This window comes from Achromobacter sp. 46006 (genome assembly GCF_059761975.1).
The window spans coordinates 14613-35335 of sequence record NZ_JCBANN010000013.1; the positions used below are offsets into that span (position 1 = coordinate 14613).

Genomic DNA, 20723 nt, shown 5'->3' on the forward strand with positions numbered 1-20723 from the left:
GGGACGATGTCAGTCGGTCTTCTGGGTGGTGCCGAAGATGCGGTCGCCGGCATCGCCCAAGCCCGGCATGATGTAGCCGTGCTCATTCAGGCCGTCGTCGATGGAAGCGGTGTAGATCTGCACATCGGGGTGCTTGGACAGCACCGCGTCGATGCCGACGGGCGCCGCCACCAGCACCAGCGCGCGGATTTCCTTGCAGCCGGCGCGCTTGAGCAGGTCGATGGCCGCGACCATCGAACCGCCGGTAGCCAGCATCGGGTCGACGATCAGCGCCAGGCGCTGGTCGAGTTCGCCCACCAGGCGCTCCAGGTAGGTGTGCGCCTCCAGGGTTTCTTCATTGCGGGCCACGCCCACCACGCTGACCTTGGCGCCAGGAATCAGGCTGAGCACGCCGTCCAGCATGCCGATGCCGGCGCGCAGGATCGGCACCACGGTGACTTTCTTGCCGGCGATCTTCTCGACCTGGACCGGGCCACACCAGCCCTCGACCGTGGCGGGCGCCAGCGGCAGGTCCTTGGACGCTTCGTAAGTGAGCAACGCGCCCACTTCCTGCGACAGTTCACGGAAGCTCTTGGTACTGAGGTCGGCGCGCCGCATGATGCCGAGCTTGTGGCGGATCAGCGGATGGCGGATTTCGTGCACGGGCATGTGCGTAAATCTCCAGAATATTGATAGGCAGGGTTGGTTCGCCTCAGGCGCCGCCGGCACATGGCGCACGCCCGAGAATCGTAATCGGTTTGGCAGGAGGATGCAGGGGCCGCGTCAACCTTTATTGTTCGGCCAGCCAGGCGATCAGGGCGTCATCGAAGGCGCGCACGGCGCCGGCCTGCTCGTGGTTGACGATGCTGACCACCACGTAGCGCTTGCCGCTGGCGCCCAGCACATAGCCGGCGATCGCGCGCACATCGCGCAGCGACCCGGTCTTCAGATGGGCCATGCCGAGCGTGCCGTCGCCTTTCATGCGGCGGCGCACGGTGCCGTCGACGCCGGCGATCGCCAGCGATGCGATGTACTCCGGCATGACCGGCGAGCTCCAGGCCAGGGTCAGCATCGAGGCCAGGCTATCGGCCGACACCCGCGCCTCGCGCGACAGCCCGGCGCCGTTGTCGATCACCAGTTCCGGCATGTCCAGGCCCTGCCGGGCCAGCAGGCTCTTGGCCACGCTGCCGCTGCTGGCCACCGTGGCGGGCCGGCGGCCGCGCTCGGCGCCCAGGGTCAGCAGCAGCGTGCGCGCCATGACATTGTTGCTGCGCTTGTTGATCTGGCGGATGACCTCGGCCAGGGTCGGCGAATCGTGCGAGGCCAGCACCACGGCGTCGCCCGGCACCATGCCGGAACGCACCTGACCCTTGAACGTGCCGCCCAGTTCCTTCCACAACAGGCGGAACAGCGCGGTGGCGTAGTCGGTCTGCGACAGCGCCAGCCGGTATAGGTCGAATTCACCGCAGGAGCCGGCAACCTTGCCGCTGATGCGCAGGGTGACGCCCTGCTGGGTGATGACCGGATCGGTCGACACCACCGGCGCGCCCGGGCAGCGGGCCTCGCTCCATTCGACCCGGCCTTCGATCTTCAGGCCGGGTAGCGGCGGGTCGATCAGCGGCACCCATTTATTGGCGACGGGATCCGGGGTGAACAGGATGCGCACGGCGCCAAAGCCCACCATCAGGGCGTCGGGACTGGCGTTGTAGGCTCGGTCGGGCGCGCCGTCGAAGGCGCCGGGGTCGGTGGCGACCTGGCCGAAGATGCTGCGGTCGATCACCAGGTCGTTGATCTGCTTGACGCCGCGCAGGCGCAGCTCGCGCAGCAGCACCCACAGGTCCTGCATCAGGAATTGCGGATCGCCGCCTGCGCGCAGGTAGAGCGGTCCGGGCAGCACCCCCTTGGCGTCGGGCCGGGCGCCGGGCTCGGTCATGAAGGCGGTGCGCCAGACGTAGTTCGGCCCCAGTTCGGACAACGCCGCCCAGGTTGTGACCAGCTTCATCACCGAGGCCGGGTTGCGCGCTTCCTTGGCGTTCAGGGCCGCCAGCCTCGGCCCGCCGACTTCCTGCACCACCAGCGACAGCGAACTGTCAGGCAGTTTGCTGGCTTTCCAGGCGTTGACCACGCTGGGCGGCAGGCCCGGCACCTGGGCGCACGCGGCACCGGCCGCCAGGGCCAGCAGTCCACCGGCCAGCCATTGCCACAGCCCGCCCACACGCTTTTTCCCTAGTCCCGTCATGCCCTGTCCACCCGGTTGCTCGTCCTGCAAAACCGTGAGCATACAAAACCTGGGACGATTACGGGCGGCGCCACGCGCCGAAACAGGCGGCGGCGCCCTGCCCGCGGCCTGCGCCGCCCCCGGCGGGCGCCGCGCCGCCGCCCGGGCGCAACGCTAGCGTTGCAACTGCCACTTGCCGCCGGCCACGGTCGCCATGACCAGCGCGCGCTCGTCCAGGCCGTTGTGATCGGTCGGGCTCATGTTGACCACGCCGGTGGCGGTCGGCAGGTCCTTGATGTTTTCCAGGGCGTCGCGCAGCGCCGCGCGGAACTCCGGGGTGCCGGGCTTGGCTTTTTTCAACGCCTGCGGCACCGCCTGCTGCAGCAGCAGTCCGGCATCCCAGGTGTAGGCGGCGAACAGCGAAACGCTGCCCGGGCCGTTGGCAACCTCGTACTTCCTGGCGAAGGCCTGCGCCGTGGCCTTGACCGGATGGGTGTCCGGCAGCAGGCCGGCCACCATCACCGGCCCCACTGGCACCCAGGCGCCGTCGCAGGCCGCGCCACACACGCGCAGGAAGTCGTTGTTGGCCACGCCGTGGTTGAAGTAGATCCTGCCCTGGTAGCCGCGCTCGCGCAGCGCCCGCGCCGGCATCGCCGCCGGCGTGCCGGAGGCCCCCACCACCACGGCATCGGGCGCGGCGCCCACCAGTTTGAGGGTCTGCGCCACCGCCGAGGTGTCGGTCGGGGCAAAGCTTTCCTTGCCGACAATCTCGATGCCGTGGCGCTTGGCGGCCTTTTCCACTTCCACCCAGAAGGTCTCTCCCAGGGCGTTGTTGAAACCGATGAAGGCCAGCTTCTTGACGCCGTTGGCGGCGGCATGGCGGGCAATGCCCTCGGCCATCAGCGAGTCGGAATGCGGCGTCTTGAAGATCCAGCGACGCTTGTCGTCCACCGGGTCGATCAGGCGCGCCGACGAAGCCAGCGTGATCACCGGGGTGGCGCCGCTGGACACCGTATCCAGCATGGCCATGGTGTTGGGAGTGGTGCTCGAGCCGATGATGAGGTCGACCTGGTTTTCCGAGATCAGCTTGTGCGAATTGCTGACCGCACGGGTGGGGTCGGAGGCGTCGTCCAGCACCACGTACTCGACCTTGGCGCCGCCGATCTCGGTGGGCAGCAGGCTGATGGTGTTGCGTTCGGGAATGCCCAGCGAGGCCTGGGGACCAGTGGTGGACAGGGTGGCGCCGATCTTCACCTGCGCCAGGGCGGGCGCGGCGCCCGCCACCAGCAGGGCCGCCAACGCGGCCGTCAAAGTGCTACGAGGGGTCATGCGGTATCTCCTTTGGGGCGCGGATATCGTTATGCGTCTTGCCGATCCGCTACGGCGTAGAAAGCGTTATACGACGGGATCCTCCAGGTGCGACAGGAAAACGCCGTCATGGAAAACCAGGGCGCCGCCGTGATGGTCCGGCGCGTGCAGGCGCCGCACCTCGCCGATCAGCACGGCGTGGTCGCCCACTTCCAGCACCTGGCGGGTGATGCACTCGAAGCGGGCGGCGCAATCATCGAACACGGGGATGCCGTCTTCGGTGGCGTACCAGTCCAGTCCGGCGTAGCGGTCGGCCACCGGCTGCGAGAACACCCGCGCCAGGTCGCGCTGCGGCGCCCCCAGCACATGGATGGCAAAGCCGCCCCGGGTGGTGAAGTCGGCGTAATGCATGCTGGCGCGCCGCAGGCTCCACAGCACCAGCGGCGGCTCCAGCGACACCGGAGCGAAGGAATTGACGGTCAGGCCGATCGGCCCGTCGGCGCCGGCGGCGGTCACCACCGTGACGCCGGTGGCGTAGCGGCCCAGCGCCCGGCGCAGACGGGCCGGGCTGAGTTCGAGGCTGGCGCTCATGGCGGCTCCCGCGACGAGCCCGTTCAGGCCGGCACCGCGTTGGCCGGGCGCACGCCCGACAGCGGCATGGCCTCGTCCATCAGCCGCTGCATCGAATCCAGCACGAGGGCCTGCGGCATCAGGCCGAAGTTATGCAGGCTCATGACGTGGTCCAGGCCCATGTCGGCCAGCCGCGCCAGCTTGTCGGCCACGGTGCGGGCCGAGCCGAACAGCGACAGGCCGCTGGCGATGATGTCGTCGTAGACCTGCTTGCGCGCATACAGGCGGGTGTCCACGTACAGGTCGAAGGCGCGGGCGGCGCGCTCGCGGGCCTGGTCGTCGGTCGCGGCCACGTGGGTGTGCAGCGCCACCGCCGCCATGCCGCTGGCGTCCTCGATGCCGGCCTCGGCCAGGCCGCGGCGGTAGTCCTGCATCATCAGGCCGATCTCTTCGAAGTTGTCCACGGCCGCGTAGGGCACGAACAACATGCGGCGGCCCTGGCGGCCGACGTGGTAGGCGGCCTCGCGGCGCAGGATCGCCACATACACCGGCACCGGCTGCTGCACCGGCTGCACGTTCAGGCGCACCTCGTGGATGCGGTTGTACTTGCCTTCATGGCTGACGCGCTCGCCGGCCAGCAGGCGCTCGACCAGCATCAGATTTTCGTCGAAGCGCTCGCGCTTGGTGGTCGGATCCACGTCGTAGCCCTCGAACTCGTGCTTCAGGTAGCCCGACCCCACGCCCAGTGACAGCCTGCCTTGCGAAAGCTGGTCCACCAGGGCATAGTTTTCGGCCACCGTCAGCGGGTTGTGGAAGGTCAGGATCGAGATCGCCGTGCCCAGCCGCAGCCGCGTCGTCTGCTGCGACAGCGCCGCCAGAAACACGGCCGGGTTGGGCACCGCGCCGTATTCATGGAAGTGGTGCTCGGCCACCCAGAAGGTGTCGTAGCCCAGTTGTTCGGCGCGGCGCGCCTGCTCCAGCACCTGGCCGTAGAGCTGGCCCAGGCTGCGGGGCTGGTCGGGGTAGTGGTCCTGCACCGAAAAGATGGACATCTTCATTGCTTGTCTCCGTCTTTGTCCGCCTGCGCCCCGGCCGGTCATCCGGCACGGGGTTTGTCCGCCACGGCACGCTGATGTATTTTTTAGTGATACACGTATTCTAATAAGAGACGAACTGATGTCAACAGAAAGCAGCACCGGCATCCAGTCTGCCGAAACCGCCCTGGACGTCCTGACCCGGCTGGCCGAGCTGGGTGGCGCCGTGTCGGTGTCCGAACTGGGCCGCAGCCTGGACATGCCTCGCGCCAAGGCGCACCGCTACCTGGTGTCACTGGAGCGGCGCGGCTACGTCGAGCAGGACCCCGCCAGCGCCCGCTACCGCCTCGGACCGCAGGCCCTGCACACCGGTCTGGCGGCGCTGGCCGAGGTGGATTTCGTCAACGCGGCGGCCGGCTGCCTGGAAGACCTGAGCGCGGCCATCGGCCAGACCGTCTTCCTTTCGGTCTGGGGCCAGCACGGCCCCACCATCGTCCAGTGGCGGGACGCGCGGCTGCCGGTCACGGTGAACGTGCGCGTCGGCTCGGTCCTGCCGCTGCTCAACAGCGCCACAGGGCGCGTCTTTGCGGCCTGGCTGCCAGAGGCGCTGGCTCTGCCGCGCGCGCTGGCCGAATGGGACACGGCGCGGCGCCAGGGTGCCGACGCCGCGCAGTTACTGGACGATCCAGCCGCCAGCGGCCTGCCGCTCGACCCGGCCGATCCCGCCGCCGCGCTGCGGGCGCGCTGGCAGGCCACGCGCCAACGCGGCTACGCCAGCGTCAGCGGCCACCTGCTGCACGGCATCGACTCGGCCGCGCTGCCGGTGCTGGACGCCCAGGGCCAGTTGGCCGGGGCCATCACCGGCCTGGGACTGCACGGCGGCTTCGACCTGGCGCCGGACGGCGCGCCGCTGCGGGCCCTGATGGCCGCCGCCACCGACTGTTCGCGCCGGCTCGGCTGGCGCGGCGGGCGCTGAGGCGCCGCGCCGTCCGGGCGCCGTTTTCGCCAGCCCCTTTACAATAGATAGTTGCCCAGAGCCGAGCCGACAGGTCCGGCTCGCTTTTTTGCCGCCGCCCCATCCGGCGGCCCGGCGGCCGGCCCAGGCCGCGCCCGCCCCTGATACCGATACCCGCGTGCAAGCCCTTACCGTTTCCGATTTCGACTACGAGCTGCCTCCCGAGCTCATCGCGCAGACGCCCGCCGCCCAGCGCACGGGCAGCCGCCTGCTGCACCTGGATGGCGCCAGCAATCTGCATGACCGCCAGTTCGCCGACCTGGAAAAACTGCTGCGCCCCGGCGACCTGCTGGTGTTCAACGACACCCGCGTCATCAAGGCGCGCCTGGCCGGCCACAAGATCACCGGCGGCAAGGTCGAGGTGCTGGTCGAGCGCATCATCGACACCGACCGCGCCCTGGCGCACGTGCGCGCCAGCAAATCGCCCGGCGCCGGCATGGTGCTGCGGCTGGCCGACGCCTTCGACGCCACGGTGCTGGGCCGCGAGGGCGAGCTGTTCGACATCCGCTTCCCCGGCCCGGTACTGGACTTGCTGGATGCTCACGGCGCCACGCCGCTGCCGCCCTACATCACGCATGCCGCCGATGCCGGCGACGACGACCGCTACCAGACCGTCTACGCCCGCGAACCGGGCGCCGTGGCGGCCCCGACCGCCGGCCTGCACTTCGACCAGCCCACCCTGGACCGCCTGGCGGCGCTGGGCGTGGAGCGCGCCTTCGTCACGCTGCACGTCGGCGCCGGCACCTTCCAGCCGGTGCGCGTGGACAAGCTGGCCGACCACATCATGCACGCCGAATGGTTCACGGTGCCGCAAGCCACGGTGGACGCCATTGCCGCAACGCGCGCCCGCGGCGGCCGCGTGATCGCGGTCGGCACCACCAGCGTGCGCGCCCTGGAATCGGCCGCCGCCCAGACCGAGGGCCGCACCGCCCCGGGCCTGCCGCTGGCCGCCGCCCAAGGCGACACGCGCCTGTTCATCACCCCCGGCTACCAGTACCGCGTCATCGACGCGCTGGTCACCAATTTCCACCTGCCCCAGTCGACCCTGCTGATGCTGGTGTCGGCGCTGGCCGGCGTCGAGCCGATCCGCCGCGCCTACGCCCACGCCGTGGCCCAGCGCTACCGCTTCTTCAGCTACGGCGACGCCATGTTCATCGAATCCCCCGCCCCATGACCGGACTGAATTTCGAACTGCTCGACACCGACGGCGGCGCCCGCCGCGGCCGCATCACGCTCAACCACGGCGTGGTGGAAACGCCCATCTTCATGCCCGTGGGCACCTACGGCAGCGTCAAGGCCATGATGCCGCACGAGCTCAAGGACATCGGTTCGCAGATCGTGCTGGGCAACACCTTCCACCTGTGGCTGCGCCCAGGCACGGAAATCATGGAAAAGCACGGCGGCCTGCACGGCTTCATGCAATGGGACAAGCCGATCCTGACCGACTCGGGCGGTTTCCAGGTGTTCAGCCTGCAGGGCATGCGCAAGATCACCGAGGAAGGCGTGAAGTTCGCCTCGCCCATCGACGGCGCCCGCCTGTTCCTGACGCCCGAGGAATCGATGCGCATCCAGCGCTCGCTGAACTCGGACATCGTCATGGTGTTCGACGAGTGCACGCCCTACGAGATCGACGGCCGCCCCGCGACCGTCGAGGAAGCGGCCCGCTCGATGCGCATGTCGCTGCGCTGGGCGCGCCGCTCGCGCGAGGAGTTCGACCGGCTGCAGAACCCCAACGCGCTGTTCGGCATCGTGCAGGGCGGCATGTACGAATCACTGCGCGACGAGTCCCTGGCCGGCCTGCAGGACATCGGTTTCCACGGCTACGCCATCGGCGGCCTGTCGGTGGGCGAGCCCAAGGAAGACATGATGCGCATCCTGGCGCACGTGACGCCCAAGCTGCCGGCCCAGGCGCCGCGCTACCTGATGGGCGTGGGCACGCCGGAAGACCTGGTCGAGGGCGTGAGCCGTGGCGTCGACATGTTCGACTGCGTCATGCCGACGCGCAACGCCCGCAACGGCTGGCTGTTCACCCGTTTCGGCGACGTCAAGATCCGCAACGCCAAGTACCGCGACGACACCCGCCCGCTGGACCCGAGCTGCGCCTGCCACACCTGCGCCAACTTTTCGCGCGCCTATCTGCACCACCTGCAGCGCGCCAACGAGATCACCGGCGCGCGCCTGAACACGCTGCACAACCTGCATTTCTACCTGACCATCATGAAGGAAATGCGGGAGGCCATCGCCGAGGGCCGCTTCAATGCCTGGCGCGCGCAGTTCGCGGCCGACCGGGCGCGCGGGGTGGAGTAGCGGGAGGAGCAAACGACGGCCGACCTAGTGAAAACCACGAGATCGTCGGGGCTTTTTATTTGGCGATCCGCCCCCATCACTGCGCACAGGCCGTGACTGGTAGCCCGGGATAACCTCGCTACAATAGTCGGCTTGCCCTATCCATGGCTCGCGCGGGGATGGGCGCAGAACAAGATCGTCGACAGCACGATACAAACAAACCCAAACAGACCAAACGCAGGAGAATTACATGTCCGCTATCGATACCGCCAGCCTCGTCGTGGCCCAGGCCGCCCCTGAAGGCAATGCGCTGATGGGCATGCTGCCCATCATCCTGATGTTCGTGATCCTCTACTTCCTGATGATCCGTCCCCAGATGAAGCGCCAGAAGGAACACCGCAACCTGATCGCCGCCCTGGCCAAGGGCGACGAAGTCGTGACCGCCGGCGGCATGCTGGGCAAGGTCACCAAGGTAAACGACAGCTACGTCACGGTCGAGGTCTCGGAACTGGCCGACAAGCCGGTCGAGATCATCATGCAGAAGTCGTCGGTGTCGACCGTTCTGCCCAAGGGAACCATCAAGGCCCTGTAAGCGTCCCATGGGAGCCGCGCCGCCGGGCCCCGGGCCCGACGGCGCAACTGCCTCGCCGTCCGCCGCGCCCGCCGCCCGGACGGCCTTTTCTCCACTCTGACATGACGTAGCCGGCAATGAACCGCTATCCCCTCTGGAAGTACATTACGGTCCTGATTGCGGTCCTTATCGGCCTGCTGTATACGCTTCCCAATTTCTACGGCGAGTCGCCCGCCGTCCAGGTCTCCAGCGCCAAGGCCACCATCAAGGTGGACCCGGCCATGCGCGACCGGGTCGAGCAGGTACTGGCCGACGCCAAGATCCCCAACGACGGGGTCTACTACGAACAGAACGGCACGCTCGGCACCGTGCGCGCCCGCTTCGCCTCGACCGACCTGCAACTGCAGGCGCGCGACCTGATCGACAAATCCCTCAACACGGTGCAGGGCGACCCGCACTACACCGTGGCGCTGAACCTGCTGCCCGCTTCGCCCGCCTGGATGCGCGCGCTGGGCTGGTTCGAGCCCAAGCCCATGTATCTGGGGCTGGACCTGCGCGGCGGCGTCCATTTCCTGCTTCAAGTTGACATGCAGGGCGCCCTGACCGCCCGCTACGACTCGCTGGCCGCCGACGTGCGCTCGGTGCTGCGCGACCAGAAGGTCAACGTGGCCGGGGTCGAGCGTTCCGGCATGAGCGTGGCCGCCACCTTCGCCAACGCCCAGGATCGCGACCGCGCCATCGCCACCTTGCGCAGCCGCCTGCCCGACCTCGAATTCACCGAAAGCGAAGAAAACGGCAAGCTGCTGCTGCTGGGCGCGCTGAACCCCGCCGCGGTCACCCGTGTGCAGGACTCGGCGCTCAAGCAGAACATCAACACGCTGCACAACCGGATCAACGAACTGGGCGTGGCCGAGCCGGTCATCCAGCAACAGGGTTCGGACCGCATCGTGGTGCAACTGCCGGGCGTGCAGGACGTGGCCAAGGCCAAGGAACTGCTGGGCCGCACCGCCACCCTCGAAATCCGCATGGTCGACGATTCTCCGGCCGCGCAGGCCGCGCTGCTGGGCGGCACCGTGCCATTCGGCCTGGAACGCTATTCCGACCGCGACGGCCGTCCGATCCTGGTGCGCCGCCAGGTGCTGCTGACCGGTGAAAACCTGCAGGACGCCCAGCCCGGCCGCGACTCGCAGACCCAGCAGGCCGCCGTCCACCTGACGCTGGACTCCAAGGGCGCGCGCATCTTCCGCGACGTCACCCGCGACAACATCGGCAAGCGCATGGCCATCCTGCTGTTCGAGAACGGCAAGGGCGAAGTGGTCACCGCGCCGGTCATCCGCAGCGAAATCGCCGGCGGCCAGGTGCAGATCTCGGGCAGCATGAGCTCCGAGGAAGCGGCCGACACCGCGCTGCTGCTGCGCGCCGGCGCGCTGGCCGCGCCGATGTCGATCATCGAGGAGCGCACCATCGGCCCGAGCCTGGGCGCCGACAACATCTCGAAGGGCTTCCATTCGACCCTGTACGGCTTCATCGGCATCGCCGTCTTCATCATCCTCTACTACCACCTGTTCGGCGTGTTCTCCACGATCGGCCTGACGTTCAACGTGTTGCTGCTGCTGGCGCTGCTGTCCATGCTGCAGGCCACGCTGACGCTGCCAGGCATCGCGGCCATCGCGCTGACACTGGGCATGGCGATCGACTCGAACGTGCTGATCAACGAGCGGATACGCGAGGAACTGCGCAACGGGGCATCGCCCCAGCAGGCCATCCACCATGGCTTCGAGCGCGCCTGGGGCACGATTCTCGACTCCAACCTCACCACGCTGATTGTCGGCCTGGCCCTGCTGGCATTCGGCTCGGGGCCGATCCGCGGTTTCGCGGTGGTCCACTGCCTGGGCATCCTGACCTCGATGTTCTCCTCTGTCGTGGGCGTGCGTGCGCTGGCCAACCTCTGGTACGGCCGCAAGAAGAAACTCACGTCGATCTCCATCGGCGAAGTCTGGAAGCCGAAGACCAACTGAACATGGACACGGGCGGCCACGCCGCCCGTCACCGACTAGCCAGGGCAAAACATGGAATTTTTCCGGATCCACCGCACCATCCCGTTCATGCGCCACGCGCTGGTGCTGAACATCATCAGCCTCGTCACCTTCGTGGCGGCGGTCTTTTTCATCATCACGCGCGGCTTCCACCTGTCGATCGAATTCACCGGCGGCACGGTCATGGAAGTCAACTACGCCCAGACGGCGCAGCTTGAAAGCGTGCGCGGCGTGGTCTCGAAGTTGGGCTACACCGACTTCCAGGTGCAGAACTTCGGCACCTCGCACGACGTCATGATCCGCCTGCCGCTGCAGGAAGGCCAGACGTCGGCCACCCAAAGCGAAACCGTGCTGGCCGCGCTGAAGGCCGCCGACCAGGGCGTGGAATTGCGCCGCGTCGAGTTCGTCGGGCCGCAGGTGGGCCAGGAACTGCTGCACAACGGCCTGATGGCGCTGCTGATGGTGGTCATCGGCATCATGATCTACCTGGGCTTCCGTTTCGAATGGAAGTTCGCCGTGGCCGGCGTGCTCGCCAACCTGCACGACGTGGTCATCATCCTGGGCTTTTTCGCCTTCTTCCAGTGGGAATTCTCGCTGTCGGTGCTGGCCGGCGTGCTGGCGGTGCTGGGCTACTCGGTGAACGAATCCGTGGTCATCATGGACCGGATCCGCGAAAACTTCCGCAAGTACCGCAAGGCGAACGTGCAGGAAGTCATCAACAGCGCCATCACCCAGACCATCTCGCGCACCATCATCACCCACGGCTCGACCCAGATGATGGTGCTGGCCATGCTGTTCTTCGGCGGCCCCACCCTGCACTACTTCGCCCTGGCCCTGACCATCGGCATCTGGTTCGGCATCTACTCATCGGTGTTCGTCGCCGCCGCGCTGGCGATGTGGATGGGCGTCAAGCGCGAAGACCTGATCAAGCCGGCCAAGAAGGAAGGCGAGGAAGGCGAAGTCGCCTGAGTCGCTTCTCGCTCCGCAAGACCCGCCCGCTGTGGCGGGTTTTTTTATGCGCCGCGGATCCTGGCGCAGGCCCCCTCGGTCACTACGAATAGCCCCCCATCCTACATGCGGATACCTTTGCCACAGCCGTCGCTGCGGAGGTCGACAGTTATATCCGAACAGGTATGTTCGTGTTTATCGAACGCGCTCGCCCCCTGTATTGGGAAGGTTCCTCGAAAAGGGACTTACAGGCCTTCCCGCTGGCCGTTCAGAAACACTTGGGGATGAGTCTGTTCATCGTGCAGTCGGGCCGGCGACCGGCCGCGTCCAAGCCATGGCACGGACTGGGGCCGGACGTGTTTGAACTGGTCGACGATCATCGGGGCGATACATTCCGCGCCGTCTGCCTGATACGCATTGGCAACGGCGTGCATGTACCGCATGCATTCCAGAAGAAGTCCAAATCGGGCGTTTTCACGCCGCGGCCCGACATTGCCCTGATCACCGGGCGGCTCAAACAGGTTCAGGCCCGCAATGGGCCCCACAAGAAACGACCATGACGCGTACTACCGGCCCCCCCGACACTGCCGGGATCAGCGTCGCGGCCTAGCACAACCAGAAGTTAGCCCCGCACTGTACCGCTGCCCCGCCCGCCGGGTGTACGGGTACGGCCGCCTCCTTATTCGCTACCATAGGCCTCATGAAACTCGCTCTCGATCATCTCGTCGTCGCCGCCGCCGACCTGGACAGCGGCACGCGCCACGTGGCCGACCTGCTGGGCGTCGCGCCCACGGGCGGCGGCGCGCATCCGCGCATGGGCACCCACAACCGCGTGCTGGGCATGGCGGGCGGCGTGTACCTGGAGGTGATCGCCATCGACCCGGACGCGCCCGCGCCGCAGCGGCCGCGCTGGTTCGGGCTGGACCAGCCGGCCATGCGGGCGCGGTTGGCCGAAGGGCCGTTCCTGGCGCACTGGGCGGCGCGCGTCCAGGCGCCCGACGACTTGAGCGCTTTGCAGGCGCGCCACCCTGACCGCATCGCCCCCGCCATCCCCATGACGCGCGGCGACCTGCGTTGGCGGCTGACCGTGCCCGACGACGGCAGCCTGCCGACCTGGCGCGACGGCGGCGAGGCTGCCGGCGAAGGCCTGCTGCCGACGCTGATCCAGTGGGATGTGGACGCCTATCCGGGCATCAGCCTGCCGCGCCAGCCGCTGGCGCTGGTGTCGCTGGCCGGCAGCCACCCGCGCGCGGCGTTGCTGCGCCAGGGACTGGCGTGGCTGGGCGCGGGCCAACTCATCACGGTCGAACAGGCGGACGGACCGCCGCGCCTGCGCGCAGCCATCGAAACCCCGCGGGGCATCAAGACCCTCGCCTGACACGAACGACGACACGGAGACTTCCCCATGAGCGTGACCCGCAAGCGCTTTGACGACGCGCCCTATGAACGACAGTGCGATGCCACCGTCATCGCCGTTGGCGCCGACGGCGTCGAGCTGGACCAAACCGTCTGCTACGCCCGCAGCGGCGGCCAGGCCGGTGACCGCGGCACGCTGACCCTGGCCGACGGCCGCGTGCTGGCGCTAGCCGACACGGTCTACGCCGACGACCGCCGCCGCATCATCCATGTGCTGGCCGAGGGCGAGACGCCTCCAGGGGTGGGCGAGCGCGTCACGGTTGCCATCGACTGGGCCCGGCGGCACCGGCTGATGCGCCTGCATACCTGCCTGCACCTGCTCGGCGCGCTGGTGCCCGCGCCGGTCACGGGATGCAGCATCTCGCCCGATTCCGCGCGCATCGACTTCGACCTGCCCGAGTCGACCCTGGACAAGGCCGACCTGACCGAGCGCCTGAACGCGCTGATCACGGCCGCCACCGACGTCACCGTCAACGCCATCACGCCCGAGCAACTGGCGGCCCAGCCGGATCTGGTGCGCACCATCGGCGCGGCGCCGCCGGCCGGCACGGAGCGCATCCGCATCATCGAGATTCCCGGTGTGGACATCCAGCCCTGTGGCGGCACGCATGTGGCCAACACCCGTGAAATCGGCGCGGTAACCGTCACCAAGATCGAAAAGAAAAGCCGCACCAACCGCCGCGTGGTCGTGGCCTTCGCCTGAGGCGACGCCGCGCAAGCAAAAAGGTCGCCTCTCGCGGGCGACCTTTTGCTGTGGCAACGCGTGTCCGACGGCCGGATCAGCCCTTTTTCCACCAGCGCCACGGCGCGCGCAGCGGCCACTGGTACTTGCTACAGAGCACCCGCGGCGCCAGCAGATGGCCGACGGCGATGGCGATCGCGGCGGCGGTCAGCACGTCGGACAGGTAGTGATCCAGGTTGACCAGGCGGCTGGCGGCAACCAGCGCGGCCAGCGACAGGAAGGCCCAGCGCCAGCGCGGCGCCAGGATGCCCAGCACCACCGCCACCGCGAAGGCGGCGTAGGTATGGCTGGAAGGAAAGGAATTGAACTGGTTGGCGCGCGAAAACGATTCGCCCAGCCCGTAGATGCCTTTCTCGAAGAACAGCTCTGGGCGCGCCCGCGCCACCGAGCGCTTGAGCACCAGCACCACCAGCCCCCCAACCGCCATGGTCGACAGCATCAGCAGGCTGCCGCGCGCCATGCTGGCATAGCTCATGCGCACCGGATTGCGCCAGCCGCGCGCCAGGCCCACCAGGCCGATGACGTAGAACGCCAGCGCCACGCCGATGTAGCGGCCGCTTTCGCCCAATTCACCGATCCACTCGAACGAGGTGTTGACCCCATCGCTGACCGATTGCCGGATCCAGATCGCCAGTGGCAGATCGACCCACCGGGCACAGACCGCGGCCGCCAGGGCCACGCCGAGTCCGGCCAGCAACCAGGCGCGGGTCGAGAGCGGATTGCGGAACTCGTCCGGCGCCGCCACGGCGCCCGGCGCCAGCGCGGCCTGCGGGGGAAGAGAGGGATTCGTCGTCATCGAACCGATCGCTTAAGGATAATCGTTCTCGGCCAGGGAAGCCGGCCAAGGCCAGCTATCGTAACTCTGCATTGCTTGCGCAAGGAGGAAATTTGCAGCAAGGGGTAAAATTCCGCTTTTCCCCTCTCCACTGCCCCCGGGATCTACACCCGTCACGGCGACCGACATGCAAGAAACTTCCCTCAAGCGCGTGCCCCACGCGCAAGACGGCGCCGCCGTCCCCCCCGCCCCCGCCACCACCGGCGCTCCCCGCAAGCTGTACATCCGCACCTTCGGCTGCCAGATGAACGAGTACGACTCGGACAAGATGGCCGACGTGCTGCGCGGCGACCAGGGGCTGGAGCTGACCGACAATCCGGAAGACGCCGACGTCATCCTGTTCAACACCTGTTCGGTGCGCGAAAAGGCCCAGGAAAAGGTGTTTTCCGACCTGGGCCGCGTGCAGCACCTGAAAAAGACCAACCCGAACCTGGTGATCGGCGTGGGCGGCTGCGTGGCCAGCCAGGAAGGCGAGGCCATCGTCAAGCGCGCGCCCTACGTGGACGTGGTGTTCGGCCCGCAGACCCTGCACCGCCTGCCCGACCTGATCCAGCGCCGCCGCGCCGAAGGGCGCTCGCAGGTCGACATCAGCTTCCCCGAGATCGAGAAGTTCGACAACATGCCGCCGCCGCGCGTCGACGGCGCCACCGCCTTCGTCTCGATCATGGAGGGCTGTAGCAAGTACTGCAGCTTCTGTGTCGTGCCGTACACGCGCGGCGAAGAGGTCTCGCGGCCGTTCGACGACGTGCTGGTCGAAGTGGCCGACCTGGCCGACCAGGGCGTCAAGGAAGTCACCCTGCTGGGCCAGAACGTCAACGCCTACCGCGGCCGCATGAGCGACAGCGACGAGATCGCCGATTTCGCCATGCTGCTGGAATACGTGCACGAGATCCCCGGCATCGAGCGCATCCGCTACACCACCTCGCATCCCAAGGAAATGACCCAGCGCATGGTGGACGCCTACGCCCGCCTGCCCAAGCTGGTGTCGTTCCTGCACCTGCCGGTGCAGGCCGGCAGCGACCGCGTGCTGGCGGCCATGAAGCGCGGCTACACCACGCTGGAATTCAAGTCGGTGGTGCGCCGCCTGCGCGCCGCGCGTCCCGACCTGACGCTGTCGTCCGACTTCATCGTCGGCTTCCCAGGCGAGACCGAGGAAGACTTCGAAAAGACCATGAAGCTGATCGAGGACGTCGGTTTCGACACCTCGTTCTCGTTCGTCTACTCGCGCCGCCCCGGCACGCCGGCCGCGGATCTGCACGACGACACCCCGCAGGACGTCAAGCTGCGCCGCCTGCAGCGCCTGCAGGCGCTGATCAACGAACAGGCCGCCGCCATCGCCCGCAACATGATCGGCACGCGCCAGCGCCTGCTGGTGGAAGGCCCGTCGCGGCGCGACCCCAACGAGCTGATGGGCCGCACCGAAAACAATCGCATCGTCAATTTCGCCGCGCCCGCGCGGCTCATCGGACAGATGGTCGACGTCATCATCACCGAAGCGCACACCAATTCGCTGCGCGCCCGGGTGGCCGACGTCGACCGCGACTCCCAAGAGGCCGAATGACCACTTCCCGCCCCCGCGCCCGCCGCAGCATGCCCGCCGTCGTCACCCTGGACGGCGACAACACCCACCTGGCCAACCTCTGCGGCCCGCTGGACGAGAACCTGCGCCAACTGGCCGACGGCATGGGCGTGAAGCTCTCGCGCCGCGGCAGCCGCGTCACCCTCGAAGGCGACAAGGCCGAATTGGCCGGCCGCGTGCTGCGCCGTTTCCATGAGCAGGCCGTGCACCGCGCCCTGTCGGTCGACGACATCCAGCTCGGGCTGGTCGAGATCGGCGTCGGCCGCCAGGAAGAGAAACTGCAGGACGCACCGGCCCGCGAGGCCGACCCGCTACCGTCGCTGGACGACGACAGCGACGCCATCGCCCTGCGCACCAAGCGCAGCGACCTGCGTCCGCGCACGCCGCGCCAGCGCGACTACCTGAACAACATCCTCAAGCACGACATCACCTTCGGCGTGGGCCCGGCCGGCACCGGCAAGACCTGGCTGGCGGTGGCCTGCGCCATCGACGCGATGGAGCGCGACACCGTGCAGCGCCTGGTGCTGACGCGTCCGGCGGTCGAGGCCGGCGAGCGCCTGGGCTTCCTGCCCGGCGACCTGGCGCAGAAGGTCGACCCCTACCTGCGCCCGTTGTATGACGCCCTGTACGACCTGATGGGTTTCGAGAAGGTGCAGCGCCTGTTCGAGAAACAGACCATCGAGATCGCCCCGCTGGCCTACATGCGCGGCCGTACGCTGAACCACGCCTTCGTCATCCTGGACGAGGCGCAGAACACCACGCCGGAACAGATGAAGATGTTCCTGACGCGCATCGGCTTCGGCAGCAAGGCCGTCATCACCGGCGACCCGTCGCAGGTGGACCTGCCGCGCGGCCAGGAAAGCGGCCTGGCGCATGCCGTCAAGGTGCTGCACGACGTGCAGGGCATCGCCACCACCCGCTTCACCAGCCGCGACGTGGTGCGCCATCCGCTGGTGGCGCGCATCGTCGATGCCTATGACCGGGCCGCCGAAAATGACGCCTGACCTGTCCCTTTCCGTCCAGTACGGGGTCGAGGAACCGCGCCTGCCGCGCTGGCGCCTGCGGCGCTGGGCCGAACGGGCGCTGGCCGCCGCGGCCGAGGACGGCCTGGTGGACTTCAGCGCCGCCGAGCTCAGCCTGCGCCTGGTGGGCGCGGCCGAGGGGCGCCGCCTGAACCGCGATTTCCGCCAGCGCGACTACGCCACCAACGTGCTGACGTTCGAATACGGCGTCGACCCGCTGGGCGTGGCGCGCGGCGACATCGTCATGTGCGTGCCGGTGCTGGTGCGCGAGGCCCGCGAACAGCGCAAGGCGCTGCTCGACCACGCCGCCCACCTGACCCTGCACGGGGTGCTGCATTCGCTCGGCTATGACCACATCAAGGCCCGCGACGCCCGCCGCATGGAAGCACTGGAGACCGCCACGCTGGCCCGCATGGGCATCGCCGACCCCTACACCGCCGCCTGATCCGCAAGCCCCTGGGGTCAACCCTGAGCAATCGGCGCGAAATGGCGTCCAGCAAGGCGCAGATCGCGTCGGTTGGCCCCATTTTCGGGGGCGGCGTTACAAATCGGGCGCCAGATTCGGTTATGCTGGCCCCTCCATAACTTGTCCTCCCGGACGATGTCTGACCCTTACCCTGCTCCCGAAGCGACTCCCGCTCGCTCATCCAAACCCGCCAACAAATCCCTCCTAGACCGCCTGCTTTCCCTCGTGCGCCGCGAGCCCGAGGACCGTGAAGGCATCAAGGCCGTCCTGGAAGCCGCCCACGACCGCGACCTGCTGGACGCGGAGTCCTACAAGATGATCAAGGGCGCGCTGGCCGTGTCCGAAGGCACCGTCGGCGACATCATGGTGCCGCGTTCGCGCATGGACCTGCTCGACGTCACGCAGCCCATCCCCTACCTGGTGGCCAACGTGATCGAAACCGCGCACTCGCGGTTCCCGGTCTACGAAGGCGACCGCGACAACATCATCGGCATCCTGCTGGCCAAGGACCTGCTGCGCTGCATGCTCGAACCCGACATCGAGGTTCGCACGCTGGTGCGCCCGGCGGTGTTCATCCCCGAATCCAAGCGCCTGAACGTGCTGCTGCACGAGTTCCGCGCCAGCCGCAACCATCAGGCCATCGTCATCGACGAGCATGGCGGCATCTCCGGCCTGGTCACGATGGAAGACGTGCTGGAGCAGATCGTCGGCGACATCGAGGACGAATTCGACGAAACCGAGGAAGACTCGATCTTTCCCGAAGGCGAGAACCAGTGGCGCGTGCTGGCGGCCACCGACATCTCGCACTTCAACGACGTGTTCGGCTGCCAGTTGCCCGACGACGAGTACGACAGCGTCGGCGGCTGGATGGGGGGCCAGTTGGGCCGCATCCCGCGCCGCGGCGACAGCGCCGAATTCGACGGCCTGAAGCTCGAAGTGGCGCGCGGCGACGCCCGCCGTGCCATCTGGCTGCGCGTCAAGCGCGTGGCGCCGTCCCGCGGCGTCTCGCCCGACAGCGACGCATGAGCCGCGCCGCCCGCGGTCCGTTCCTGCTGGGCGCGGCCGGCCTGACGCTGGCCGGCGCCATCCACGCCCTCACCTTCGCCCCCGGTCCGTTGCCGGACTGGGCCCTGGCCATCGTCCAGGTCCTGGCGCTGGCGGTGGCCGCGCGCGTCACGCTGTACGCGCCCTCGGCGCGCCAGGCCTGGCTGCGCGGCTGGCTGTTCAGCTTCGCCACCTACGCGCTGGGGCTGTACTGGATCTTCATCAGCCTGCACCGCTACGGCGACCTGGCCGCGCCGCTGGCCGTGGCCGCGGTGCTGGCGCTGTCGGCCTTCCTGGCGCTGTTCCCGGCCACCGCCGGTGCGCTGGCGCGGCGCTACGTCCCGCTTGCGGCCGATTCGACGCCGGGACGCGTGCTGTCCGGGACATTGGCCTGGGGCGCGCTGTGGGCGGGCTTCGAATGGATCCGCGCGGTGCTGCTGACCGGCTTTCCGTGGCTCAACATCGGCTACGCGCAGATCGACGGCCCCATCGCCGGCTGGGCGCCGCTGCTGGGCGTGCACGGCATGGCCCTGGTGGCGGCCTTCGCCGCCGCCGCCATTGCCAGCCTGTGGCGTCCCGCGGGCCAGCAGAAGCAGCCGCGCGACGGTCGCCACGCGCTTGCCGCCGGCGCGGCGCTGGCGCTGGCCGCCGCCGGCTGGCCGCTGTCGCGCATTGACTGGTCCACGCCCAGCGGCGATGCGCTGAACGTGCGTCTGGTCCAGGGCAACATCGAGCAATCGCAGAAATTCGACCCGGCGCTGCTGGACCAGAGTCTGCGCCGGCACCTCGAGCTGACGGCCCTGCCGCCGGCGCCGGGCGTGCCGCCGCCGCAACTGGTGATCCTGCCGGAAACCGTGCTGCCGATCTTCCAGGACCAGCTCGATCCGCGCGTCTGGGAGGTCTGGCGCCAGGTGGCGGCGCGGCAGAGCGCCGTGATCGCCATGGGCGTGCCGATCCACGACGTGCGCGGCGGCCGCGACCGCTACACCAACAGCGTCATGGGTTTCGACGGCCAGACGCCGCTGGAACAACTGACTGGCGGCAGCACCGCGATGCGCTACGACAAGCGCCATCTGGTGCCCTGGGGCGAATACGTGCCGCCGGGCTTTCACTGGTTCGTCGAGATGCTGAACATCCCGTTGGGCGATTTCGACCGCGGCGCCGAACGCCAGACGCCATTCGCGGTCGGCGGCCAGCACATCGCCTTCAACATCTGCTACGAAGACCTGTTCGGCCCCGACCTGCTGCCGGCGCTGCAAGCCGGCCCCAACGGCGAACCTGGCGCGACCATCCTGGTGAACGTCAGCAACCTGGGCTGGTTCGGCAATACCTGGGCTTTGCGCCAGCATCTGCAGATCGGCCGTTTGCGCACCATCGAAACCGCGCGCCCCATGTTGACGGCCACCAACACCGGCATCACCGCCGCCATCGACGCCAAGGGCCAGGTGGCGGCCCAACTGGCGCCGCTGCAGCCGGGCGTGCTGCCGGTCTCGGTACAGGGTATGACCGGCCTGACGCCCTATGCGCGCTTCGGCGACAAGTCGGCGCTGGCGCTGATCGGCCTGGCGCTCATTGCCGCCTTCGGCCGCCGCGCGCGCCGCGCCTGACCTCTGCCAGCGCCAACCCACCGGCGCTATCCGGACAGGCCCGCCGC

At 68.4% G+C, this 20723-nt stretch carries 20 protein-coding genes; 14 read left to right on the forward strand and 6 right to left on the reverse strand.

Going from position 1 to position 20723, the window contains the following annotated elements:
- Positions 1–9 precede the first annotated feature (9 nt).
- The 5 genes from upp to AC6LKG_RS09425 all read right to left on the reverse strand — a co-directional run bounded on the left by upp (position 10) and on the right by AC6LKG_RS09425 (position 5133).
- Positions 10–648: a uracil phosphoribosyltransferase gene (gene upp / locus AC6LKG_RS09405; protein WP_175133638.1), complete on the reverse strand. Its 639-nt coding sequence runs from the start codon at positions 646–648 to the stop codon at positions 10–12.
- Positions 649–769: 121 nt separating this feature from the next.
- Positions 770–2218: a D-alanyl-D-alanine carboxypeptidase/D-alanyl-D-alanine endopeptidase gene (gene dacB, locus AC6LKG_RS09410; protein WP_498164068.1), complete on the reverse strand. Its 1449-nt coding sequence runs from the start codon at positions 2216–2218 to the stop codon at positions 770–772.
- 153 nt (positions 2219–2371) lie between these two features.
- The gene (locus AC6LKG_RS09415) at positions 2372–3526 is read right to left on the reverse strand and encodes an ABC transporter substrate-binding protein (protein WP_498164069.1); all 1155 of its coding nucleotides are present in this window, start codon (positions 3524–3526) and stop codon (positions 2372–2374) included.
- Positions 3527–3592: 66 nt separating this feature from the next.
- A complete protein-coding gene (locus tag AC6LKG_RS09420; RefSeq protein WP_498164070.1) occupies positions 3593–4096 on the reverse strand; it encodes a flavin reductase family protein in 504 nt (167 codons plus the stop codon).
- A gap of 23 nt (positions 4097–4119) precedes the next feature.
- Positions 4120–5133, reverse strand: a complete 1014-nt coding sequence (locus tag AC6LKG_RS09425) for an LLM class flavin-dependent oxidoreductase (RefSeq protein WP_498164071.1) — start codon at positions 5131–5133, stop codon at positions 4120–4122.
- 118 nt (positions 5134–5251) lie between these two features.
- On the opposite strand from AC6LKG_RS09425, the gene AC6LKG_RS09430 reads away from it, so the two are divergent.
- The 9 genes from AC6LKG_RS09430 (at position 5252) to AC6LKG_RS09470 (ending at position 14084) form a co-directional block, all read left to right on the forward strand.
- A complete protein-coding gene (locus AC6LKG_RS09430) occupies positions 5252–6085 on the forward strand; it encodes an IclR family transcriptional regulator (protein WP_498164072.1) in 834 nt (277 codons plus the stop codon).
- Between the two features lie 157 nt (positions 6086–6242).
- Complete coding sequence (gene queA, locus AC6LKG_RS09435) at positions 6243–7298, forward strand: tRNA preQ1(34) S-adenosylmethionine ribosyltransferase-isomerase QueA (RefSeq protein ID WP_498164073.1); 1056 nt, start codon at positions 6243–6245, stop codon at positions 7296–7298.
- Entirely contained in the window at positions 7295–8431 is a 1137-nt protein-coding gene (tgt, locus tag AC6LKG_RS09440; protein WP_498164074.1) for a tRNA guanosine(34) transglycosylase Tgt, read from the forward strand. The genes queA and tgt overlap by 4 nt, the downstream gene beginning before the upstream one ends.
- A gap of 229 nt (positions 8432–8660) precedes the next feature.
- Entirely contained in the window at positions 8661–9002 is a 342-nt protein-coding gene (gene yajC, locus AC6LKG_RS09445) for a preprotein translocase subunit YajC (protein ID WP_006390891.1), read from the forward strand.
- Between the two features lie 116 nt (positions 9003–9118).
- On the forward strand, positions 9119–10999 hold the full coding sequence (gene secD, locus AC6LKG_RS09450; RefSeq protein WP_498164075.1) for a protein translocase subunit SecD: 1881 nt from the start codon (positions 9119–9121) through the stop codon (positions 10997–10999).
- Between the two features lie 51 nt (positions 11000–11050).
- Entirely contained in the window at positions 11051–11986 is a 936-nt protein-coding gene (secF, locus tag AC6LKG_RS09455; protein WP_498164076.1) for a protein translocase subunit SecF, read from the forward strand.
- A 164-nt stretch (positions 11987–12150) separates the two neighbouring features.
- Positions 12151–12525 carry a type II toxin-antitoxin system RelE/ParE family toxin gene (locus AC6LKG_RS09460; protein WP_498164077.1) on the forward strand — a complete coding sequence of 125 codons (375 nt, stop codon included), beginning with the start codon at positions 12151–12153 and terminating at the stop codon, positions 12523–12525.
- A gap of 140 nt (positions 12526–12665) precedes the next feature.
- On the forward strand, positions 12666–13343 hold the full coding sequence (locus AC6LKG_RS09465; RefSeq protein WP_498164078.1) for a VOC family protein: 678 nt from the start codon (positions 12666–12668) through the stop codon (positions 13341–13343).
- Between the two features lie 27 nt (positions 13344–13370).
- Positions 13371–14084, forward strand: a complete 714-nt coding sequence (locus AC6LKG_RS09470; RefSeq protein ID WP_498164079.1) for an alanyl-tRNA editing protein — start codon at positions 13371–13373, stop codon at positions 14082–14084.
- A gap of 76 nt (positions 14085–14160) precedes the next feature.
- On the opposite strand, the gene AC6LKG_RS09475 is transcribed toward AC6LKG_RS09470, so the two are convergent.
- Positions 14161–14919: a phosphatase PAP2 family protein gene (locus AC6LKG_RS09475; protein ID WP_498164080.1), complete on the reverse strand. Its 759-nt coding sequence runs from the start codon at positions 14917–14919 to the stop codon at positions 14161–14163.
- A gap of 166 nt (positions 14920–15085) precedes the next feature.
- On the opposite strand from AC6LKG_RS09475, the gene miaB reads away from it, so the two are divergent.
- The 5 genes from miaB (at position 15086) to lnt (ending at position 20676) form a co-directional block, all read left to right on the forward strand.
- Positions 15086–16519 (forward strand): tRNA (N6-isopentenyl adenosine(37)-C2)-methylthiotransferase MiaB, encoded by a 1434-nt coding sequence (miaB, locus tag AC6LKG_RS09480; protein WP_498164081.1) that lies wholly within the window; start codon positions 15086–15088, stop codon positions 16517–16519.
- Positions 16516–17541: a PhoH family protein gene (locus tag AC6LKG_RS09485; RefSeq protein ID WP_498164082.1), complete on the forward strand. Its 1026-nt coding sequence runs from the start codon at positions 16516–16518 to the stop codon at positions 17539–17541. The genes miaB and AC6LKG_RS09485 overlap by 4 nt, the downstream gene beginning before the upstream one ends.
- The gene (gene ybeY, locus AC6LKG_RS09490; protein WP_498164083.1) at positions 17531–18004 is read left to right on the forward strand and encodes an rRNA maturation RNase YbeY; all 474 of its coding nucleotides are present in this window, start codon (positions 17531–17533) and stop codon (positions 18002–18004) included. The genes AC6LKG_RS09485 and ybeY overlap by 11 nt, the downstream gene beginning before the upstream one ends.
- A 156-nt stretch (positions 18005–18160) precedes the next feature.
- On the forward strand, positions 18161–19051 hold the full coding sequence (locus AC6LKG_RS09495) for a CorC family transporter (protein ID WP_498164084.1): 891 nt from the start codon (positions 18161–18163) through the stop codon (positions 19049–19051).
- Positions 19048–20676, forward strand: a complete 1629-nt coding sequence (gene lnt, locus AC6LKG_RS09500; RefSeq protein ID WP_498164085.1) for an apolipoprotein N-acyltransferase — start codon at positions 19048–19050, stop codon at positions 20674–20676. Before AC6LKG_RS09495 ends, lnt begins: the two co-directional genes overlap by 4 nt.
- The last annotated feature ends 47 nt before the right edge of the window (positions 20677–20723 follow it).

Excerpts from the sequence above, each read along its gene's own strand:
- AC6LKG_RS09485 (WP_498164082.1), top strand. The coding sequence starts at position 16,516 with ATGACCACTTCCCGCCCCCGCGCCCGCCGCAGCATGCCCGCCGTCGTC.
- AC6LKG_RS09460 (WP_498164077.1), top strand. The coding sequence starts at position 12,151 with ATGTTCGTGTTTATCGAACGCGCTCGCCCCCTGTATTGGGAAGGTTCC.
- dacB (WP_498164068.1), bottom strand. The coding sequence starts at position 2,218 with ATGACGGGACTAGGGAAAAAGCGTGTGGGCGGGCTGTGGCAATGGCTG.
- ybeY (WP_498164083.1), top strand. The coding sequence starts at position 17,531 with ATGACGCCTGACCTGTCCCTTTCCGTCCAGTACGGGGTCGAGGAACCG.
- secD (WP_498164075.1), top strand. The coding sequence starts at position 9,119 with ATGAACCGCTATCCCCTCTGGAAGTACATTACGGTCCTGATTGCGGTC.
- upp (WP_175133638.1), bottom strand. The coding sequence starts at position 648 with ATGCCCGTGCACGAAATCCGCCATCCGCTGATCCGCCACAAGCTCGGC.
- AC6LKG_RS09495 (WP_498164084.1), top strand. The coding sequence starts at position 18,161 with ATGTCTGACCCTTACCCTGCTCCCGAAGCGACTCCCGCTCGCTCATCC.
- AC6LKG_RS09425 (WP_498164071.1), bottom strand. The coding sequence starts at position 5,133 with ATGAAGATGTCCATCTTTTCGGTGCAGGACCACTACCCCGACCAGCCC.
- AC6LKG_RS09475 (WP_498164080.1), bottom strand. The coding sequence starts at position 14,919 with ATGACGACGAATCCCTCTCTTCCCCCGCAGGCCGCGCTGGCGCCGGGC.
- yajC (WP_006390891.1), top strand. The coding sequence starts at position 8,661 with ATGTCCGCTATCGATACCGCCAGCCTCGTCGTGGCCCAGGCCGCCCCT.
- AC6LKG_RS09430 (WP_498164072.1), top strand. The coding sequence starts at position 5,252 with ATGTCAACAGAAAGCAGCACCGGCATCCAGTCTGCCGAAACCGCCCTG.
- AC6LKG_RS09420 (WP_498164070.1), bottom strand. The coding sequence starts at position 4,096 with ATGAGCGCCAGCCTCGAACTCAGCCCGGCCCGTCTGCGCCGGGCGCTG.
- AC6LKG_RS09470 (WP_498164079.1), top strand. The coding sequence starts at position 13,371 with ATGAGCGTGACCCGCAAGCGCTTTGACGACGCGCCCTATGAACGACAG.
- AC6LKG_RS09465 (WP_498164078.1), top strand. The coding sequence starts at position 12,666 with ATGAAACTCGCTCTCGATCATCTCGTCGTCGCCGCCGCCGACCTGGAC.
- tgt (WP_498164074.1), top strand. The coding sequence starts at position 7,295 with ATGACCGGACTGAATTTCGAACTGCTCGACACCGACGGCGGCGCCCGC.
- secF (WP_498164076.1), top strand. The coding sequence starts at position 11,051 with ATGGAATTTTTCCGGATCCACCGCACCATCCCGTTCATGCGCCACGCG.
- AC6LKG_RS09415 (WP_498164069.1), bottom strand. The coding sequence starts at position 3,526 with ATGACCCCTCGTAGCACTTTGACGGCCGCGTTGGCGGCCCTGCTGGTG.
- lnt (WP_498164085.1), top strand. The coding sequence starts at position 19,048 with ATGAGCCGCGCCGCCCGCGGTCCGTTCCTGCTGGGCGCGGCCGGCCTG.
- miaB (WP_498164081.1), top strand. The coding sequence starts at position 15,086 with ATGCAAGAAACTTCCCTCAAGCGCGTGCCCCACGCGCAAGACGGCGCC.